The organism is Sphingobacterium sp. WOUb80 (genome assembly GCF_050058145.1).
Lineage (GTDB): Bacteria > Bacteroidota > Bacteroidia > Sphingobacteriales > Sphingobacteriaceae > Sphingobacterium.
Window position 1 is genome coordinate 3,333,452 of the sequence record NZ_CP165617.1, and the last position, 16,965, is coordinate 3,350,416.

Below are 16,965 nucleotides of genomic sequence, written 5' to 3' on the forward strand. Positions count from 1 at the left end.
AAATTATCTGCTATCCGGATACTCCAGGCGCACACCTGCAAGTCGTCAAACAGAGATAGCTAGGAGCAGTAGTAGTTAGGCATGGCATTGAATCCCTTAATTTTTTCGAGGCGGGAAGAAAAACAATTTTGGATTTATCTTGAAATAGATCCAAACTGCCTTTCCCATTTTAATCAATTCTTTCGACGATAGGTTTCGCGAGCGAAAGGCTAACATCAAGGATAAGGAGAAGCTGACCATAAAATTAAAGAATCCTATAATTCCTATCCCTAAAATACCCCATACCCATATGTCAGTAGACAGCTCCATCCCATGTCCAAACAGACCCAATGCCAAATTTCCGCTTGCAAAGGTAATATGCCTTATATCCAGATTTAAACCTAAAAAAAGTCCGATGGAAGCTGTTGTGCCCATAAAGATTCCAAACCACACATTGGATACAATACCCGCCCATTTTTTTTCATAAAATGAAGCTATTTTGTTTGTTTTTGCCTGTCCAAATATCTTTTTCAACATGGGATGCTCCTGAATGCGATAATATACGGAGTTATGCTTGTCCCGATTTGAAATACTGCCAGCAATAATTCCGGAAAGAAATAAAAAAACACCGGCAATGGAAGCATGCAAGACCACAGGTGTCTTTATTGGATTGAGGTCATTCACCAAATGCAGCCACTTGGCACTCGCAATATTGACCTGAAACAACTGTTGAATAGCCCAAACAAGAAAAAGGCTCATCGGAAAGGCCATCGCAACGTTACCAACAAAAGCAATGAACTGTGAACGAAATAACCGTGCAAACAATTCAGCAAATATCCAATAACGATGTTTATTACTCCCCTGCTCTGAAGCCCCCTGCTCAATCGCGTTGACCAATGCAGATGCTGTCATGGCAGGCTGTTTGGTTGCCAAAGTTGCACCAAATAGATAAATTAATGTAAAGCCAATGGCATAATTCAGACTATATAAAAATGCATGACCAAATTCACTGGTATGTATCTTACCCAACAATAATTTAATGATACACATTACTCCTACAATGAGACCTCCGCCACAGGCTGAACGGAACATTTTCCAATACTCCTGTCTGCTTGAGGTAATATAATGCTCCCCAGTCTGTGCAGTATGATGTGTAATCTCATAGGCCAAAAGCTGTGTACTCTGTCCTGCCAATTTGCGAATATTGCTTTTCCTTGAATTGTAACCAATAAGCGTCTTTGCCAGTGCGATCGTCTTTTGTTCCTTTTCATCTGGATCGTCGATCACTAAAAAGGGCAAGATTTCCCTGATCCTTTCGAGCTGCTGCCGCATGCGCAAAAGGGATTGATTGACTTTTATGGAAATTCCAAAACGATGTGAATTGTCAAAGGCCGTTTCAATATACGATTCGCATTGTTTATGAAGTACCCAAATTTGTTTATAAGACAGGTCATCCGAAGAAATAAACTTATTATCCGACTGTAAAATACGATCATTCAATTCGGTAAACTCTCGCATAATAGCAATAAATGGACTATCAAAATTTTGAAACTCGGGCACCATCTTGTTTACATCTGTTTCCATTGCACGACCTGTAATGCGTTGAACCAACAGTTCCAACCCATACAATATTTCGATCATTCCAAAACCAGTTTCATCATCATAAATCGTTTCAAATTTACATATGTGAAACAGTTCATCGAATTGATCCTGCGGGACCGCAGCAACCCAGTCAGCATCACTAGGTTTGTAAAAAACCTGATTTAACAGATACTGCAAAGTAGACTTGGGTGGCTGAAAAGGCAAGTACCGCTCGGTGATTCTTTTTTTAAGCTCATAAAAAAAGTCTGCATAACTAATAATACCGGTATCAGAAATCAACTGATCAAAATCTTTACCAACCAGGATTCTTTTGAGATAAAGCTGAAAGTCTTCCAGGTCCGCGGGTGCGGCGTGGAGATAGTCCAGTAAAAATTGAATATCGACCTGATAAAGTAAATTGATACGTTTTGGACGGATGACATCGACTAATAAAACTAAAAAATCAACGCTTGTATAGTCAGGGTCCGCTAATTGACTTTTAAACCGTCCAAACAAGCTTCTTACCCTGGGCTCTTTACCCTGTTCTTTTTTCATAAATTATAAATCCTCTGTTTTAGATACCATTTTTTGATAGATTTTGTTTTTTTATCTAAAACAGCTACTCGCCAGGTTGCGTCAAATAGTCCTTAGAATGGATGATTTTGATCATTTGGCATTCACTTTCATTTCTATAATTTTACAGCTAAGAAGCTATAAATCAAAAATTAAGCTAAGCATAAAAGATGAACATGAAAAATAACGATAAAATGAAGCCTGCAAAATTATGTTACGAACATATCGGCGGAAAACTCGGCCAACTCCTATTGGAGGCTTTGGTAAAAAAAGGCTGGCTGGCGAAAGCAGACCCCAGCGATAAAAACCTCTACATCACTGAACTTGGGGAATCCCAATTGACAGCATTTGGTATTGACTTATCACAAATTAAATCCTAACAGCTATGAACTTACTATTAGATTACGACAATTTCTTTTTGCCTGCAGAAGACCTAGAGAGGGCCAAAGAATTTTACGGGAACCAACTTGGCCTCGAAACCAAATTCGACTTTTCGGATAAGGGAATGACCGCATTCAAGATAGGTGACAATGAACCGGCTATCATTCTTAGTACAGGACAACATGCGAAACCAGCTATATGGTTTAAGGTCGCGGATATTAAGACAGCATATGAACATTTAAAGAACAAGGGTATCGTATTTTTAAGCGAACCATTTGAAATCATGACGGGTTTAGCGGTTGAATTTAATGATCCTTTCGGAAATAAGCTTGGCATAACGGATTATTCCAAAGTGAATGAACATTTTTAGTATCTTAGTAAGAAGATAACTAATTAATTCCATAAACGTAATGACAGACTGTGAACTTCAAAATATAGATCCAGAGGACATTGGCGACGTACTCGTTAAAGTTGAAAAGTCATTTAATATTAACTTTCAGGGTATCAACTCAATGCGAAAAATCATCTATTCAATTTTAGCGACTAGTTTTATTTTTACAGGATGTGCGGGAATAAAAGGTCAAGGAGACAATAACGGCTGGAAATCATTGTTTGACGGAAGGGATATCAACGACTGGTTTGTTAAAATTCACCATCATGACTTTGGTGTAAACTATGGAAATACGTTTAGAGTGGAAGATGGAATTATTAAAGTCAGGTATGATCAGTATGATGATTTTAATGATCAATTTGGTCATTTATATTATAAAACACCCTTCTCTTATTATCATTTAAAGTTTGAATATCGATTTGTCGGTGAACTCCACAAAGGAGCACCTTCTTATACGCTCCGTAATAGCGGCGTTATGTTTCATTCGCAAGATCCAAGGACCATGCTAAAAGAGCAGGATTGGCCTATTTCTGTCGAAATGCAGCTTTTAGGTGGATTGAGCGATGGTCAGCCACGCCCTACCGGTAATATGTGTTCTCCTGGGACCAATGTAGTTTACCAAGGAAAAATAGCATCTTCCCATTGTTTAAATTCTACTTCGAAAACCTATGATGGCGATCAATGGGTTAAAGGAGAGCTGATCGTACTAGGCGATTCATTAATCAAACATATCATTAATGGAGATACAGTACTGGAATATTCGAAGCCTCAGATTGGGGGCGGCACAGCGAATGGGTATGATCCACAAATTAAAATCGATGGTAAATTACTGAGCAGTGGATTTATCGCGTTGCAGAGTGAAGGCCAGCCCGTAGACTTTAAGAATATATGGATTAAAGAGCTCCCTAAACCAAAGAGATAAGCGGAACTTTACTTTCGCCTACATGGGTATCAGCTTGCTATTATCATTATAGCTATTGGTTATTTGTTACGCAAGTATTTTCTTAACCAGGTAATGACTGTTCTCCTATCCTGTATATTATATTTTGTCATGGCTTCTTCAAGCCACAACTCACCATGAACGATCGCATTGACTACATCAGTTTTCACTTCTTTAGTAAAACGGGATCTAGTTTTATTATTTTCATTCATTACAATGTTTTTTTATCATTGGTTAATTAAGAAACTTCAAATTTCGTTAAGTAAGTTCAAGGTTGAAACTTTCAAGATGTTCCTCAATCTCAAGGGCAAAGAATTGTGGTAATCCAGTTTTTAATTAACGTAGCTGTGTGCATAAAAAGCAACCTGTAAAAACAGGTCGCTTTTTACCGCTATTTAAAAGAAGTCCAAAATTCAAATTAAATAGCCAATTAATCATCATAAGAACGCGATGTTAATTTCTTACACAACGGACATTTTTCATCTGTGTCTCGATCAAATCAATACCAATGACAGATATATTGAGAAGATTTGCTGTCAGATCGGCGCTATTACTCCCAAACAATCCTTTTTCACCATGGTAATACCATGCTCCCAAGCCAAGCAGACCACCAATTTTAATTCCCGAAGAACCTGTCCAGATTTCAGCACGTGTTCCGAAATTGCCCAGGTTGAGCTGAACAAGACCGTTCACTACAGCGAAGGAGGTACTGCCTCCATTGAAATTGAAGTGAAGCTTGTTATTTGGGTACGGTGCAGCTGTTCCACTAGCATCGTATTCAAAATAACCTCTTCCATTACTTGTACCATAGGTAGGATTCTTACCACCGATTCCTAAAAATCCGGTCAGCTTCCGAAAATCATTTTCACTAGCCTGACGCCATACGCCTTTCGGGTAAACTTCATTACAAGGATCGCTATTGACTCCAAATCGATCAGGAACCAGCCCTTTAAATGAAAAGTAGGTATTTCTAGCGTTTGAATGTGCATAGGTATGGTGAAAACGATATGGATTATGCCCAGCTTGATAGTAGATATTTTGCCGTGCCCATTTGACTCCTTCCACAGTCAGAGGTGATTCTAACAGATTGACCAATAGACGATGGCTATTTCCCAATACTGGTGTAATATTGAAAGTAAAGTTTGCAGGGGCTGCCGAAAATTGACGTGTTGAGTTGTCATCTATTTTCAATGCTAAATTTGAAACATTTACTTTTATTCCACCAGATACAGCTGCTGGATCTGCGGTATATGCATAAGCAATTTTTGCATCCTGATAAGCAGGGTCGATATCTGTAAAACTTGAAAAAGCAATTTCTTGATCTGCTGAAACAAGGTTAGAAAGCGTGCCATTACCGACATCAATTGTTGCGGTTTTTATTCCTGCGATTTCTACCTTGGCTCCCGTCATGTTAGCAAACATTCCCATCGAATTGAGTTCTACTGCCAAGCGTGCAAATTTATGCTTAAATAGAATGTTGATCGGTACGTTTACATTGGCTCCACCCGTTGGGACAGCAACTTCACCGCTAGCATACAGCACATCTTTTCCAGCTGGAAGTGCTATCAACGTATTGCCTGTATTAATCGTAGGAATATCTTCGCCATTATTGTAAGATAATGCAACCCACTTGTAAGTCTGGCCTTGCGTCACATCAATTGCTCCTTGGCTGCCTGCTGTAAATTGTGTAGAAGATATCAATTGGCTACCATCCTGTGAAAACAAGAATAAACGATAAGTAATACCGTTATCCATTGCAGCGGCACGTGTTCCAGTTGCTGAAATTGTGCCAGCTTTAGCCGTAAATTGGGCGGCCTTAAATGGAACATTGTTATCAACTTCAATCAATGCATCAAATTCTGGAAACTCCATCAATTTTGGACTGTTTAAATTGGTCGAATTGGTACTGGCTTTGCCTTTGACAGAGGCTATTTGTTGGGTCTCATCTATACCTGATACTTTGAGTACCAGTTTTGTCCCATCCAGTTTTGTTCCTTCTTCAGTCTGATCAACATGACCATCCTCCTTAGAACATCCAGAGAATGTGACTGTACTTCCCAACAACAGGGCAATAGAAGTAACAGTCCAACTTAAACGCTTTAAACGTGATATTTTCATAAAATTGTTAGTTTAAATAAATAGATGTTAGTTTACAAATCTCCGTTACCTTCGCCTCCAGAACCATTTCCCCAATCGCCAACACCTGGATTTGGAGTTCCAGTACCACCCGAACCGGCTGCAATCCCTTGTTCCAGTTCAATTGTTTGCACATGCACAGCAGGTGCTTCGTAGGTTTTCTTTTCTTTTTTCATTTTTTAAAATTTGGTTTAATCACACCGACACTTAATTGAAATAAATCAAAATATGATCTAAACGATAGTATCAATAATATTTACGCAAACTTATGAACCATAAAAGATATTTATTTAAAAACAACGATTACATTTTGACCATAAAAACGACTACAATTTGACTACACAAAACATAAGAAACTAGTAATCAATTAATTAAAACCAATAAAAACGACACACACAAACACAACTACCGCCACAAATACAATTAAAACACTAAAAAACAAATAGATAAATCTGAAAAGAAAAATATAAAACAATAAGATTAAACAAATTCACTTACCAAAACAAGCTATTGTTTCCGCAGAAATCAGATAAAAATGTGACTTTTAAAATGCAGTCTATCAGCGTCCCTTAAACCTAAACCAGACTTTGTAAATAAGCCTCGAGATCGATCTCTTTGTCTAATTTCAATTTTTGTTTTATTCGATATTTTGTCACACGTACACTTTTAGGTTCAATATGAAATGCAGTGGCAATATCCAATGTACTATGTTGCAAATACATATATGCACAATGCTTTAATTCGAGGGCTGTGATCTTATTTTCAGACAGCAGTCTTAGTTTCAGGAAAAAATCCGGATTGATGGTTTGAAATTCGCGGATCGGTTGGCCGGTCACCTCATCAAATCGCAATTCATCTTTTATCATCCGTTCAAATAGACCGGCATTTTCATGCCCATCTGCTTCCACAAGTACAATCTTCAGGTGATCAAGTAGTTTATTTTTGCGTTCAATCTGTAATGCGTCAAATAAAGCGGCTTTTTGCATCTGTTCATTCTGAGATTGCAGTATTTGTATCTGAGAAAGCAGTTTCATCTGGTCATCCTTCTGATAGTTGAGTTCACCATTTAGACGACTTTCTAAATCTTCATTCTGCTCCCTTAGTTTTAGACATTCATCTGCCTGTGCTTTATATTTTATTCTGAAGAAGAAACTCAGCGTAAGAATCATAAGAAACAGAATGACACTCATACTTCCCCAAAAAATACTGTGATATTGCCGATGTTTGAGATCCCTTTCAATGGTGTTTAATACTTCAACAATTTCAGTTCCCTGTCCATTTTGACTTACTTGAATATTTTCTGTTGAGTTCCCCAAGATGCCTTTAGTTCTCCATTGATAGGTCGCACTCAATAAAGGGGTAACATACCCTTTCCCTAAATATGTTCTGTCCAACGAATAAAAGAGTTTTTTTTTCATCTTTATGGCGTATACCGGAATGTATTCTGACCCTGTAATATTTCTAGAATTTTTTTGATTAAAAAATAAACCCTTTACCATGTTAAGACCTTTCATTATAATGTTTCTTGATTTCTAATTAGATTCGCATAAAAAGCTTCTGATCAATGTAAAAGACCGATAAATGACGTACAACGACAAGTGGAGATGTATATAGTATTATTTTTCGGCAGGCACCTTTCATTGGCAGTCGATTTATGGCTGAAATCTTTCTCTAACAAATAAGCCAAAAATCCAAAACTTAATCAAGGGTTAAAAGGCTTCAATTTGACCACAAAAACATACCAAAACGACAACAAATCGACTACAATATGTAATAAATTCATAACTCAAAATATAAAACATTCAATTACACCCTTATCCCCTCCCCATTAGAAAAGCATTGATTAAAATATTTTCGGTTATCCATTAAATAAAATTCCGGTATTATTTTAAAATTTCGAAGACAGAAATAGTGCCATAACGCTACACCTTTGTAGCTGAACAACTACAATTTATATCCCCAGAGAACATTCTATTGGAACCTGTACATGCAGTTCTAGTACATCGTCTGCTATTCAAACTTTAGCTATGTTCTTTATATAGTATTAACAGCGTATAGACGCTAAAAATAGTTGGACTACAGTGCGATTCAGATCAAAGAGATAGGAACTAAGAAAAGTGATGGTAAATTATTCTAATTTTTCAGGGAATAATCAAACAGCTGCCGTTCGAATAACTAAGAGATATCCAAAAAGAATTTTTAAAATAGCAACTGAACAATAATGATTTATTATTTTTAAAGTAATAATCATAAAAACAGAACATTAATACTCAGATCAGGATATGGACAAAATTACTAAAGATGAAATTACAGAAGCAGAGAATCAGCTTTTCCTAGCTCAGCTAGCCAGTAATGTGGATGCTCTTGACGTCCTCCTGTATGACCATCTCGTTGCTGTAGCGCCGGATGGTCAAATGCTAACGAAAGAAATGGATCTGAATGCACACAGATCAAAAGCAATGATTATTGAAAATGCGTCAACAGAAATTGACGAGATCAAAATAATTGGAGATACCGCGATTTCAGTGATTACAATGACGGCAAAAGGCAAGGTAATGGGGACGCCACTGGAAGGGAAATTCAGGTATTTTAGAGTATGGAAACGCATTGAAAACACACTAAAAGTCGTTGGCGCAAGTTTTATGCAACTCCCTCAATAAGTGGGTGGAAAAGTAACGATAATGCAGTAAAAAATATGTCAGAGATTACAAGAAAAATGAAAAAATACACTTTTTTTTTAGTTTATGTTCTACTTTGTTTCTGTATCTCTTGCCGAAATATTGGCAAACCGATTGATAAACAAAAATCAGGCTCCTATTTTATCGATTCGAAAGGACAGATCGCTTATTGTCAGAATGGAAATTGGTTTAGCTTGGGCATTTCGCAAATACAGGCTGATGCACGATCATTTGAAGTTTTGTCAGAAGATATAGCCAAGGACAAAAACGCTGTTTACTTTCGTGGCATGACTCAAAAACTAGTAGATAAGAATTCCTTCTATGTCGACAGTCAGATCCCCAAAGATCGTCTTCACGTCTATTACATCGATCAGGCCCTAGGTTTTCAGATTATTGAGGGAGCAGATCCAAAAACATATGAACTTGTAAAGGATCATATAAACTGGGCACGTGATAAAGACCATTACTTCTACAGTAATGACATGATAAGGGCTGACCGTAAAACCTTTTCGTTCGTCAATGACTATTTTCTAAAGGATAAAGATTCGGTCTATGTTTCGCCAAATATCGGTGCTTTTAAGGCAGTTATTGCTAACCTCGGAAAAGTTGAAGCAATAAACAATTATTACATGAGAATTGACAATACAATTTACTACCCGCCATTTCAGCAGGGATCAGATGTGGTAACGATGCCATTTAATACCATCCAGACAATTCGTGTACTCGATCAGGACCATATTAATGTTGACAATAAAACCATATTATTCAGAGGGAAAAAATTCAAATATGAGCATGTTGACGCCCCCTCCTTTGCGTTATTTCCGATAGATGAGAAAAACGATAGCTATGGGAGTAACTCCTATTCAAAAGACAGGAGTCATGTGTACTATAATCAGGAAATAATCCCAGGTGCAGATCTAAAAACTTTTATAACTATAGGCCATGATTTTGGAAAAGACATAAAAAATGTGTTTTATCAAAAACAGCGGCTTGAGGGAGTAGATGCAAAAAGCTTTAAGAAGGAAGGTGATTTTTATAAAGACAAACTGGGTAACAAATTCAGTGCGATCACTGGAAATAAACTATAACCCTCCATTTGCAATATACTTTTTCTGTTGCCTCATTACTCACAAATTTGCTATCAACACACTAGCGCAGTGCTGCACAGCAATACTATATGTTGTCAATATTGTAATAACCGATAAAAGACAAATTTGAATCTAATTAGTTAACCATTCCAGCGGTAACTAGGTCTAAACCCTAAAATTGATACAGATGAGGAAGAAGACAATAAAGGCGAGCGCTGGCTTTTTATATATTAAATTTTGAAACAAAAAATATATATCGTAATATTGCGATATTAAAATCATAAACATGGGACTTACTAAAACAGAAATATTTACAGAAGAGCAAAATCGGCTTGCCATTTTGTTTAAAGTTTTGGGACACCCCGCCCGCGTAGCGATTCTCCAGTATATCATCAATCAAAAAGCCTGTATTTGCAATGATCTGGTTGAAGAGCTAGGCCTCGCTCAGGCAACCATCTCCCAGCATTTGAAGGAACTGAAAAATATCGGCATCATACAGGGAACTATCGAAGGAAAATCTGTCTGCTATTGTATCGACGATAGGATATGGGATAGTATAAAGACTGAACTGGAGAAGTTTTTTAATCAAGAAACGAAAGTCAAAAAATGTTGCTAGCACATTTTTTTGTATCATATAATCGTAATATAGCGATATAACAATATTAAAAACAGAATCTAAAAAAACATCTTATGAAATTATCAGCAATCAAAGAACTTCTAACATCCTTAGAAAACGTTGAATTTCAATTGGAAGACGGAACCTTCGTTCCCGAACACTTTCATGTAACTGAAATTGGACAGGTATTCAAGAATTTTATCGACTGTGGTGGTACAATCAGAAAAGAAACAGTAGTGAATTTCCAACTCTGGAATGCCGATGATTACGAACATAGGCTGAAACCTCAAAAATTATTAAATATCATCAAGCTATCAGAGAGTAAGTTGGGAATAGCGGATTCGGAAATCGAAGTTGAATATCAATCTGAAACGATCGGTAAATATGATCTCGATTTTAACGGAAAAACTTTTGTACTGAAGAATAAAAAAACGGCTTGTTTGGCTACTGATGCTTGCGGTATTCCCGCTGAGAAACCAACGATTAAATTAGGCACAATCCAATCCTCTTGTTGCCTCCGAATTCAGGATGCTGCTAAATTATCAGATTATGTACACAAAACTGGAAAATACAATTTCGGAGATTTTATCAACTGCTAAAATCTCCGAAAGCAGAGCCGAGGTATTAAAACCACTTGTAGACTATATTCAAGTACAAGTGGAAAGGAGTACCCCTATAGCACTCAATTTTATATGTACACACAATTCGCGCCGGAGTCATTTATCCCAAATTTGGGCACAGGTAGCCGCTGCATATTATGATGTTCCAAAGGTCTGCTGCTATTCGGGGGGAACCGAAGAAACAGCGTTATTTCCAAAAGTTGTGGAGACATTAACGGCACAAGGGTTTTCTATTATTAAGATAGCTGATTCGCAAAATCCGATATACGCAATCAAATATGATCAGAATTCACCACCTATCATAGGATTTTCAAAGCATTATGATTCAACTTTTAATCCAGCTTCAAATTTCGCAGCAATAATGACATGCAGCAATGCTGCTCAGGGCTGCCCGTTCGTGTCCGGTGCTGCAATCAGAATACCAATCACTTACGAGGACCCAAAGTTATCAGATGGTACAGCACGGCAAGATGAAACATATAAGCAGCGCAGTGAAGAGATTGCCCTAGAGATGCTTTACATCTTTTCAATGATTAAAAAATAGCGAATGAAATCGAAATTAAAATTTTTAGACAGCTATCTTACGCTTTGGATCTTTTTGGCTATGGCCGCAGGAATCGCATTAGGGGTAGTGTTTCCGCATATATCCTCACTGACAGACAGCTTGAGCGTCGGGACAACCAACATTCCCCTGGCGATAGGCTTAATCTTAATGATGTATCCCCCTTTGGCGAAGGTAGACTATTCACTACTACCAGTTGCTTTTAAAGATAAAAAGATCATCACGATTTCTCTGTTTTTAAACTGGATCGTCGGGCCTATCCTGATGTTTATTTTAGCTATCGTCTTTTTAAGACATGAGCCGGATTATATGGTAGGCCTAATTCTGATCGGACTAGCTCGGTGCATAGCAATGGTGATTGTTTGGAATGATCTCGCCAATGGCAATCGCGAATATGCAGCGTTATTGATTGCATTAAATTCAATTTTTCAGGTATTCACCTATAGTTTCTTAGTCTGGCTGTTTATTAACATCCTTCCAAACAAATTAGGCTTAGCAAATTTCAATGTACAGGTGTCTATTGGAGACGTTACGGAAAGTGTCTTGATATATCTAGGAATTCCTTTTCTAGCAGGATATTTAAGCAGAAAATTGCTTGTACACACCAAGGGGCTGGAGTGGTATAACAGAAAGTTTGTACCCGCAATCTCACCGCTTACTTTATATGCCCTGCTATTTACGATTATTTTGATGTTCAGCTTAAAAGGAGACAAAATAATGAAATTACCATTGGATGTACTAAAAATTGCTATTCCATTGGTTGTCTACTTTGTGATCATGTTCTTTGTGAGCTTCCTCATGAACAAATCGTTAAAAGTTCCCTATAACAAAAATGTAGCGATAGCTTTCACGGCCACAGGAAACAATTTTGAACTCGCAATAGCGGTTTCAATTGCCCTGTTCGGCATACATTCTCCACAAGCTTTTGTTGGCGTCATCGGGCCACTGGTTGAGGTGCCGGTATTAATACTTTTGGTCAGGGCAAGTTTATGGTTAAAAGGCAAGTATAACTTGTATAGATAAGATAAAAGATTCCATTTTAAATTAGTCTGGGTTCCTTTGATAGATTAGCTATTTTATTCCTTAAAGACCATCGATAAGATACCAACTCAGAATAATACCTATGACAAAAATTAATACGGCCACAATGGTGATGCTATTTGAAGTTTGAGCGAAGTTCTCTTCTTCGATTTGTTTGTTCGTTTTACGATATTTAAAGAAAGCGACAATAACCGTCAAAGCACCAATGACCACAATGGAAACGCCAACAGCACCAGAATGTTCGTGCTGTGAACCTGCAACTACATCTTTTTTTAAGATAAGTTCAATCTGACGAATAAATAGTGAAAATTTAACAACCACAAAACCGAAGCCCATAATCCCTAGACTTGTCCGGATCCAAGCTAGGAAAGTTCGTTCATTCGCAAGATGGTCATTTACCTTTTGTGGAGCATGATTAGACATTCGAAATAAAATTTGATCAACATTAAAAGAATTACAAAAATGTATTCACTGGCCTTAAAAAAGTTTTACAACTGTGACTACGCTTTAGTACATTTCGTTCACAGGTTAGCGATCTTTTTAAGGTTAAGAAATCTTTTTGTTTGTTCCTCAATAAACGTTGCAGAACGTTGAAAAGTTTGAATAATATTTCAATAGTTTTATCTTTCAAATCTTTTTTAGCAATGGCATACCGAACCCTGCAGAGGAGGAAGGAATAAGTTTCCCATCTTTGACATGATATCCCGACAAATCCACATCATCAGATGTACTTGTAACTCCTTCAATGGTTACGGTATTCCCGAGCCCTCCGGCTAAATGCGCTGTATAGAAGCTCTTGAGAAGCGATCCCCAGGCATGTGGAGATGCTTGCGCCCCGAGTTGTATTAACTTTGGCATTAAGTTCCTCCAATTCGTAAATCCTAGGCCTTCAATATCCGTAAGGTGAACATCCAGCAGTTTCTTTTCAAATAAGGTTCTCAGCAAGTTCTGATCAGGATCTGCTTCGCCATCCGCCAGCAAAGTATTTATGCCTTCCGATTTTAAAAAGTCTCTAAGCTTTTGATAATCCATCACCGTTTCATGAAAAGGTTCTTCTATCCAAAAGAGATTTACCATTGGGATACCTTTTAAATACTGAATAAATTGGTCTGATGTAAAACCGTTATTTCCATCAACTAAAATTCTGCAGTCGGGAAATGCCTCTGCCACTGCCTTTGTAACCTCTATATCCCGCTGAATTCCTTTGGAAAAAGGCATCCATTTATGTCCCCTTCCAATCTTCAACTTGAATTGCCTGTACCCCACTCCATAGTCGTATTGGCACTCCTCGAGTATACGGTCAATTCCCGCAGGCCGATCTGCAGGCTCTAAGTCATCGAAATAAATCATGCCACTATAATAATCTGTGATGAAAGGATCTTTGCGTCCAAGTATTTCGTAAACAGGTTTATTTAAAATGACTCCAGCAAGGTCATGAAGAGCTATATCGAAGGGAATATGTGTATCCTTTAGTGTACCGAGTTTCGAGGAAAACAAATCTGATATTTTCTGACCGATCAATTCTTCCGAAATTTGTTCGGCGTCACGCCTAGAGCCGCGAAGTGAAGCCCAGCCCATTGCTCCCTGATCTGTCCTTATAACACATATTTCCACATCAGGTCCATAACCGTGTAGGTCGAGACGGGCATTTTTCCCCACAAGCCTCGGATAATTCATCTTTACGGTAGAAAATCTGATATCTTTTATCTTGTGATAGGACAGTACCTTGTTTCCTGGTTCAGCATCAGAGGAAAATAAAATTTCATTTGCGTAACCTTTATACAACATAGCTGAGCTAATGCCAAAATTCAGCGCTTGAATAAATGTTCTTCTTTTCATAGTTGATTTATTTTGATTATTCGAAACCGTCAGGATAGACTTGTTTCTAGTTTTTTCCTTTACACCAGCGTAGGCATAACTAGCCACCAAAGCTTTATAATTAGTTTATAAATATCCATATGAAAGATACTACATACGCGTTTGTATTTATTGACAGGGCGTATCAATTGCTATACAATTTGTATCATTTCTTTTATAAATGTCTCTGTCGTGTACAATTACCCTATGACTATCTTTACTGCTTTGAGTGGCCTTATTACCTCATACCAATACCGCAAAAAAAATTGTATATAAATGCCGATATCTTAAATTTTCCTTTATTTTGTCTATATGCGCATATTGGTAACAGGATCTTCAGGAAAATTGGGTAGTGTAACAGTACGGAATCTACGTCGGGCTGGACATGATGTCACTGGAATTGATTTATTAGCAAGCGATACCACTGATCATTTATTAGATGTGCAGCGAGCTGAGACCGTTATTGAATTCACAAGTGGGCATGAAGCCATTATCCATACGGCAGCGCTGCATGGTAGACATATGGATTTGAATTATAGCCGGCAAAGTTTTATAGATACCAATATAACAGGAACATTAAATCTGTTAAATGCCTGTATAAAGAACGGAATAAAGCGTTTTCTTTTTACCTCTACAACCTCCATATATGGCAATGCACTTGTTGATGCGGAAAAAGCGGTGTGGGTTACAGAGGAACTTATAGCCCAACCCCGTGATATTTATGATATTACCAAACAGGCTTGTGAAGAGCTCTGTAGAGACTTTTTCGAAAAAGAACAGCTCATGACCAGCGTCTATCGCGTTGGCCGATTTCTTCCAGAGCCCGATAACCTTATGCTAAATCATCGTTTGTATCGGGGATTAGATGAAAGAGATGGAGCTGAGGCTCTTCGACTAGGTGTTGAGACCAACTTTACGTCGTTTCAGATTTTTAATGTTTCTAGCGGTTCGCCTTTTGAAATTGAGGATTTAATTGAGCTAAAATCTAACCCTTCCCATATCATCGCTAAGCGTATTCCAAATGCCCTTGAAATATACCGACAGAGAGGCTGGAGTTTTCCAACATCGATAGATAGAGTCTACCGAAGTGATAAAGCAATGCAATTACTTGGTTACACTCCTCAGTATAGTTTCGAATTTCTGCTCGATCAGCTTCCATAAACCAATAGGCTGATATATCAGCTTTTAAAGCCATAAATCTATACCGCCAAAAATTCCTTCATTTTTTTTATAGTCACCACGGAAATATCTAAATCTTTATTGAGCACTATTTGTCCGCCTGATTTTTCCCGAATAATTAAATTGGCATACTGTTTTCTAAATAAGGAAAACAGCGGTCTTTCCTTTATCGGCAAATACTTCTCAACAATAGACACAGCATAACTGTTGAAAACATAATCTTTTTTTCCAATACTTATTCGGTCATCCGATATTGTACAGCGATTTTGCCGATAGGTGGAAACAAGTAAGGCGGGCAGAAGCACAAAACCAAAGAGCGCGAATGCTCCAAAAGAAATAACCGTACTTGTACCAGAGATAATTCCCAGAAGATTATAGATTGATCCAAAAATAATAAAGGGAGCCAAAATGCTATAAAAGATGAGTGTGTGTTTTGATAAGTTAATTTTCATACCAGTTTTAAAAAATTGATTTTATACACCAAAATAGCCAAAAGTAGAGTAATCTATCGCATCAGATAATTATCGCTTTGATTTCCCCAATATTAGTGTACTTTTAATTCATAATCGCGATACTTCGGTAACACTTGGTCAGCTCTAATCCAGTTGAACTTAAAATAGAAAGCAAGAAGAAGAAGTATTTTTTATTCGGAACTATGACATTTTCATCGCATCATTTAACTGTAATATGAATACTTATTATAGGTGAGAAAACAAAGATATTCTTGGAGAGGTAAAAGTAAAACATATCCAAGGAAAAGAACTCCCTGAATATGTTTTACTTATCATAAAACATTCTTAATGGCAGCTAGCAGGAGGCTCGGGATAATCTGCGTCGGCCATCCTTTTGACCAATTGCCCGCAATGACGCATCGAAGCCGCGTAAGGATTTTCAATCTCTTTATCATAACTTAACCAATAGCCTTTTTCCATCGGGCAATACTGTAAATAAACAGCCTCATCCACGCATTTCATCGTTTCTAAAATGGTAAAAAGGGATTGAGATACTGCAGAAAATGAGACTTTCATCGATTCCATATCTTGGGCTGATTTCAATCCAGCAGCATCTGTCTTCATGGTTTGACTTACCTTTTTCAGTCGCATCATATCATCGATCTGCAGACCTTTTAGTCGAAAGTTTTGTACTTCTTTTTCTAATTGAGCTACATGCTCCTGACTACCGGCAAAGTTATCATCCGTAATATCTTTTTTCACTTCCATATAAGCCTTAAATAACTTATCCCGTTGTTCTTGCGCAATATCCTGTCCTTGACTTGATTGACAAGAAATCATCATTAGGCCGATCAGACATGTCAGATACATTTTCTTTAAACTATTTTTCAT

General features: G+C 37.5%; 18 protein-coding genes and 1 pseudogene. 10 read left to right on the top strand and 9 right to left on the bottom strand.

Annotation, left to right across the window (positions count from 1 at the left end; all coding sequences use genetic code 11):
- Positions 1-96: 96 nt before the first annotated feature.
- Positions 97-2,115: a hypothetical protein gene (locus AB1Z56_RS13980; protein ID WP_426789403.1), complete on the bottom strand. Its 2,019-nt coding sequence runs from the start codon at positions 2,113-2,115 to the stop codon at positions 97-99.
- Positions 2,116-2,309: 194 nt separating this feature from the next.
- On the opposite strand from AB1Z56_RS13980, the gene AB1Z56_RS13985 reads away from it, so the two are divergent.
- Genes AB1Z56_RS13985 through AB1Z56_RS13995 form a run of 3 tightly spaced genes read left to right on the top strand, consistent with a single transcriptional unit; the run spans position 2,310 to position 3,827 of the window.
- Positions 2,310-2,513, top strand: a complete 204-nt coding sequence (locus tag AB1Z56_RS13985; RefSeq protein WP_309362663.1) for a hypothetical protein — start codon at positions 2,310-2,312, stop codon at positions 2,511-2,513.
- Between the two features lie 5 nt (positions 2,514-2,518).
- The gene (locus AB1Z56_RS13990) at positions 2,519-2,884 is read left to right on the top strand and encodes a VOC family protein (protein WP_309362662.1); all 366 of its coding nucleotides are present in this window, start codon (positions 2,519-2,521) and stop codon (positions 2,882-2,884) included.
- Positions 2,885-2,924: 40 nt separating this feature from the next.
- Positions 2,925-3,827: a 3-keto-disaccharide hydrolase gene (locus AB1Z56_RS13995; RefSeq protein ID WP_309362661.1), complete on the top strand. Its 903-nt coding sequence runs from the start codon at positions 2,925-2,927 to the stop codon at positions 3,825-3,827.
- Positions 3,828-3,886: 59 nt separating this feature from the next.
- On the opposite strand, the gene AB1Z56_RS14000 is transcribed toward AB1Z56_RS13995, so the two are convergent.
- From AB1Z56_RS14000 to AB1Z56_RS14015, 4 genes are all read right to left on the bottom strand, one after another.
- Positions 3,887-4,057, bottom strand: coding sequence for a hypothetical protein (locus tag AB1Z56_RS14000; RefSeq protein WP_426789404.1), 171 nt, complete (start codon positions 4,055-4,057; stop codon positions 3,887-3,889).
- Positions 4,058-4,298: 241 nt separating this feature from the next.
- A complete protein-coding gene (locus AB1Z56_RS14005; RefSeq protein ID WP_309362659.1) occupies positions 4,299-5,963 on the bottom strand; it encodes a hypothetical protein in 1,665 nt (554 codons plus the stop codon).
- A gap of 32 nt (positions 5,964-5,995) precedes the next feature.
- Positions 5,996-6,157, bottom strand: coding sequence for a hypothetical protein (locus AB1Z56_RS14010; protein ID WP_309362658.1), 162 nt, complete (start codon positions 6,155-6,157; stop codon positions 5,996-5,998).
- 399 nt (positions 6,158-6,556) lie between these two features.
- Positions 6,557-7,399 (bottom strand): helix-turn-helix transcriptional regulator, encoded by an 843-nt coding sequence (locus tag AB1Z56_RS14015; RefSeq protein ID WP_309362657.1) that lies wholly within the window; start codon positions 7,397-7,399, stop codon positions 6,557-6,559.
- 864 nt (positions 7,400-8,263) lie between these two features.
- Between AB1Z56_RS14015 and AB1Z56_RS14020 the strand changes: the two genes are divergently transcribed.
- The 6 genes and pseudogenes from AB1Z56_RS14020 (at position 8,264) to arsB (ending at position 12,568) form a co-directional block, all read left to right on the top strand.
- Positions 8,264-8,641 (top strand): nuclear transport factor 2 family protein, encoded by a 378-nt coding sequence (locus AB1Z56_RS14020; RefSeq protein WP_309362656.1) that lies wholly within the window; start codon positions 8,264-8,266, stop codon positions 8,639-8,641.
- Positions 8,642-8,676: 35 nt separating this feature from the next.
- On the top strand, positions 8,677-9,747 hold the full coding sequence (locus tag AB1Z56_RS14025) for a DKNYY domain-containing protein (protein ID WP_426789405.1): 1,071 nt from the start codon (positions 8,677-8,679) through the stop codon (positions 9,745-9,747).
- A gap of 286 nt (positions 9,748-10,033) precedes the next feature.
- Positions 10,034-10,363 carry an ArsR/SmtB family transcription factor gene (locus AB1Z56_RS14030; protein WP_293897620.1) on the top strand — a complete coding sequence of 110 codons (330 nt, stop codon included), beginning with the start codon at positions 10,034-10,036 and terminating at the stop codon, positions 10,361-10,363.
- A gap of 74 nt (positions 10,364-10,437) precedes the next feature.
- A pseudogene (locus AB1Z56_RS14035) lies at positions 10,438-10,901 on the top strand (DUF6428 family protein).
- Between the two features lie 11 nt (positions 10,902-10,912).
- On the top strand, positions 10,913-11,527 hold the full coding sequence (locus AB1Z56_RS14040) for a protein-tyrosine-phosphatase (RefSeq protein ID WP_426789406.1): 615 nt from the start codon (positions 10,913-10,915) through the stop codon (positions 11,525-11,527).
- A 3-nt stretch (positions 11,528-11,530) separates the two neighbouring features.
- Positions 11,531-12,568, top strand: a complete 1,038-nt coding sequence (gene arsB, locus AB1Z56_RS14045) for an ACR3 family arsenite efflux transporter (protein ID WP_426789407.1) — start codon at positions 11,531-11,533, stop codon at positions 12,566-12,568.
- 60 nt (positions 12,569-12,628) lie between these two features.
- Here the strand turns inward: arsB and AB1Z56_RS14050 are convergent, their stop codons facing one another.
- Both AB1Z56_RS14050 and AB1Z56_RS14055 read right to left on the bottom strand, forming a co-directional pair.
- Positions 12,629-13,009, bottom strand: a complete 381-nt coding sequence (locus AB1Z56_RS14050) for a YidH family protein (RefSeq protein WP_426789408.1) — start codon at positions 13,007-13,009, stop codon at positions 12,629-12,631.
- A 204-nt stretch (positions 13,010-13,213) separates the two neighbouring features.
- Entirely contained in the window at positions 13,214-14,425 is a 1,212-nt protein-coding gene (locus tag AB1Z56_RS14055; RefSeq protein ID WP_426789409.1) for an enolase C-terminal domain-like protein, read from the bottom strand.
- A gap of 330 nt (positions 14,426-14,755) precedes the next feature.
- On the opposite strand from AB1Z56_RS14055, the gene AB1Z56_RS14060 reads away from it, so the two are divergent.
- Positions 14,756-15,604: an NAD-dependent epimerase/dehydratase family protein gene (locus tag AB1Z56_RS14060; protein WP_426789410.1), complete on the top strand. Its 849-nt coding sequence runs from the start codon at positions 14,756-14,758 to the stop codon at positions 15,602-15,604.
- Positions 15,605-15,642: 38 nt separating this feature from the next.
- Here AB1Z56_RS14060 and AB1Z56_RS14065 read toward each other — a convergent pair whose 3' ends face one another.
- Both AB1Z56_RS14065 and AB1Z56_RS14070 read right to left on the bottom strand, forming a co-directional pair.
- Positions 15,643-16,074 (bottom strand): hypothetical protein, encoded by a 432-nt coding sequence (locus AB1Z56_RS14065; protein WP_426789411.1) that lies wholly within the window; start codon positions 16,072-16,074, stop codon positions 15,643-15,645.
- Positions 16,075-16,419: 345 nt separating this feature from the next.
- The gene (locus tag AB1Z56_RS14070; RefSeq protein ID WP_309362647.1) at positions 16,420-16,965 is read right to left on the bottom strand and encodes a DUF3347 domain-containing protein; all 546 of its coding nucleotides are present in this window, start codon (positions 16,963-16,965) and stop codon (positions 16,420-16,422) included.

What these genes read in the sequence shown, in the direction of transcription:
- AB1Z56_RS14020 (WP_309362656.1), top strand. Translation starts at nt 8,264, where the DNA reads ATGGACAAAATTACTAAAGATGAAATTACAGAAGCAGAGAATCAGCTT.
- AB1Z56_RS14005 (WP_309362659.1), bottom strand. Translation starts at nt 5,963, where the DNA reads ATGAAAATATCACGTTTAAAGCGTTTAAGTTGGACTGTTACTTCTATT.
- AB1Z56_RS14060 (WP_426789410.1), top strand. Translation starts at nt 14,756, where the DNA reads ATGCGCATATTGGTAACAGGATCTTCAGGAAAATTGGGTAGTGTAACA.
- AB1Z56_RS14040 (WP_426789406.1), top strand. Translation starts at nt 10,913, where the DNA reads ATGTACACAAAACTGGAAAATACAATTTCGGAGATTTTATCAACTGCT.
- AB1Z56_RS14070 (WP_309362647.1), bottom strand. Translation starts at nt 16,965, where the DNA reads ATGAAAAATAGTTTAAAGAAAATGTATCTGACATGTCTGATCGGCCTA.
- AB1Z56_RS13995 (WP_309362661.1), top strand. Translation starts at nt 2,925, where the DNA reads ATGACAGACTGTGAACTTCAAAATATAGATCCAGAGGACATTGGCGAC.
- AB1Z56_RS13980 (WP_426789403.1), bottom strand. Translation starts at nt 2,115, where the DNA reads ATGAAAAAAGAACAGGGTAAAGAGCCCAGGGTAAGAAGCTTGTTTGGA.
- AB1Z56_RS14025 (WP_426789405.1), top strand. Translation starts at nt 8,677, where the DNA reads ATGTCAGAGATTACAAGAAAAATGAAAAAATACACTTTTTTTTTAGTT.
- AB1Z56_RS14050 (WP_426789408.1), bottom strand. Translation starts at nt 13,009, where the DNA reads ATGTCTAATCATGCTCCACAAAAGGTAAATGACCATCTTGCGAATGAA.
- AB1Z56_RS14065 (WP_426789411.1), bottom strand. Translation starts at nt 16,074, where the DNA reads ATGAAAATTAACTTATCAAAACACACACTCATCTTTTATAGCATTTTG.
- AB1Z56_RS14010 (WP_309362658.1), bottom strand. Translation starts at nt 6,157, where the DNA reads ATGAAAAAAGAAAAGAAAACCTACGAAGCACCTGCTGTGCATGTGCAA.
- AB1Z56_RS14015 (WP_309362657.1), bottom strand. Translation starts at nt 7,399, where the DNA reads ATGAAAAAAAAACTCTTTTATTCGTTGGACAGAACATATTTAGGGAAA.
- AB1Z56_RS14055 (WP_426789409.1), bottom strand. Translation starts at nt 14,425, where the DNA reads ATGAAAAGAAGAACATTTATTCAAGCGCTGAATTTTGGCATTAGCTCA.
- AB1Z56_RS13985 (WP_309362663.1), top strand. Translation starts at nt 2,310, where the DNA reads ATGAAAAATAACGATAAAATGAAGCCTGCAAAATTATGTTACGAACAT.
- AB1Z56_RS14030 (WP_293897620.1), top strand. Translation starts at nt 10,034, where the DNA reads ATGGGACTTACTAAAACAGAAATATTTACAGAAGAGCAAAATCGGCTT.
- AB1Z56_RS13990 (WP_309362662.1), top strand. Translation starts at nt 2,519, where the DNA reads ATGAACTTACTATTAGATTACGACAATTTCTTTTTGCCTGCAGAAGAC.
- AB1Z56_RS14000 (WP_426789404.1), bottom strand. Translation starts at nt 4,057, where the DNA reads ATGAATGAAAATAATAAAACTAGATCCCGTTTTACTAAAGAAGTGAAA.
- arsB (WP_426789407.1), top strand. Translation starts at nt 11,531, where the DNA reads ATGAAATCGAAATTAAAATTTTTAGACAGCTATCTTACGCTTTGGATC.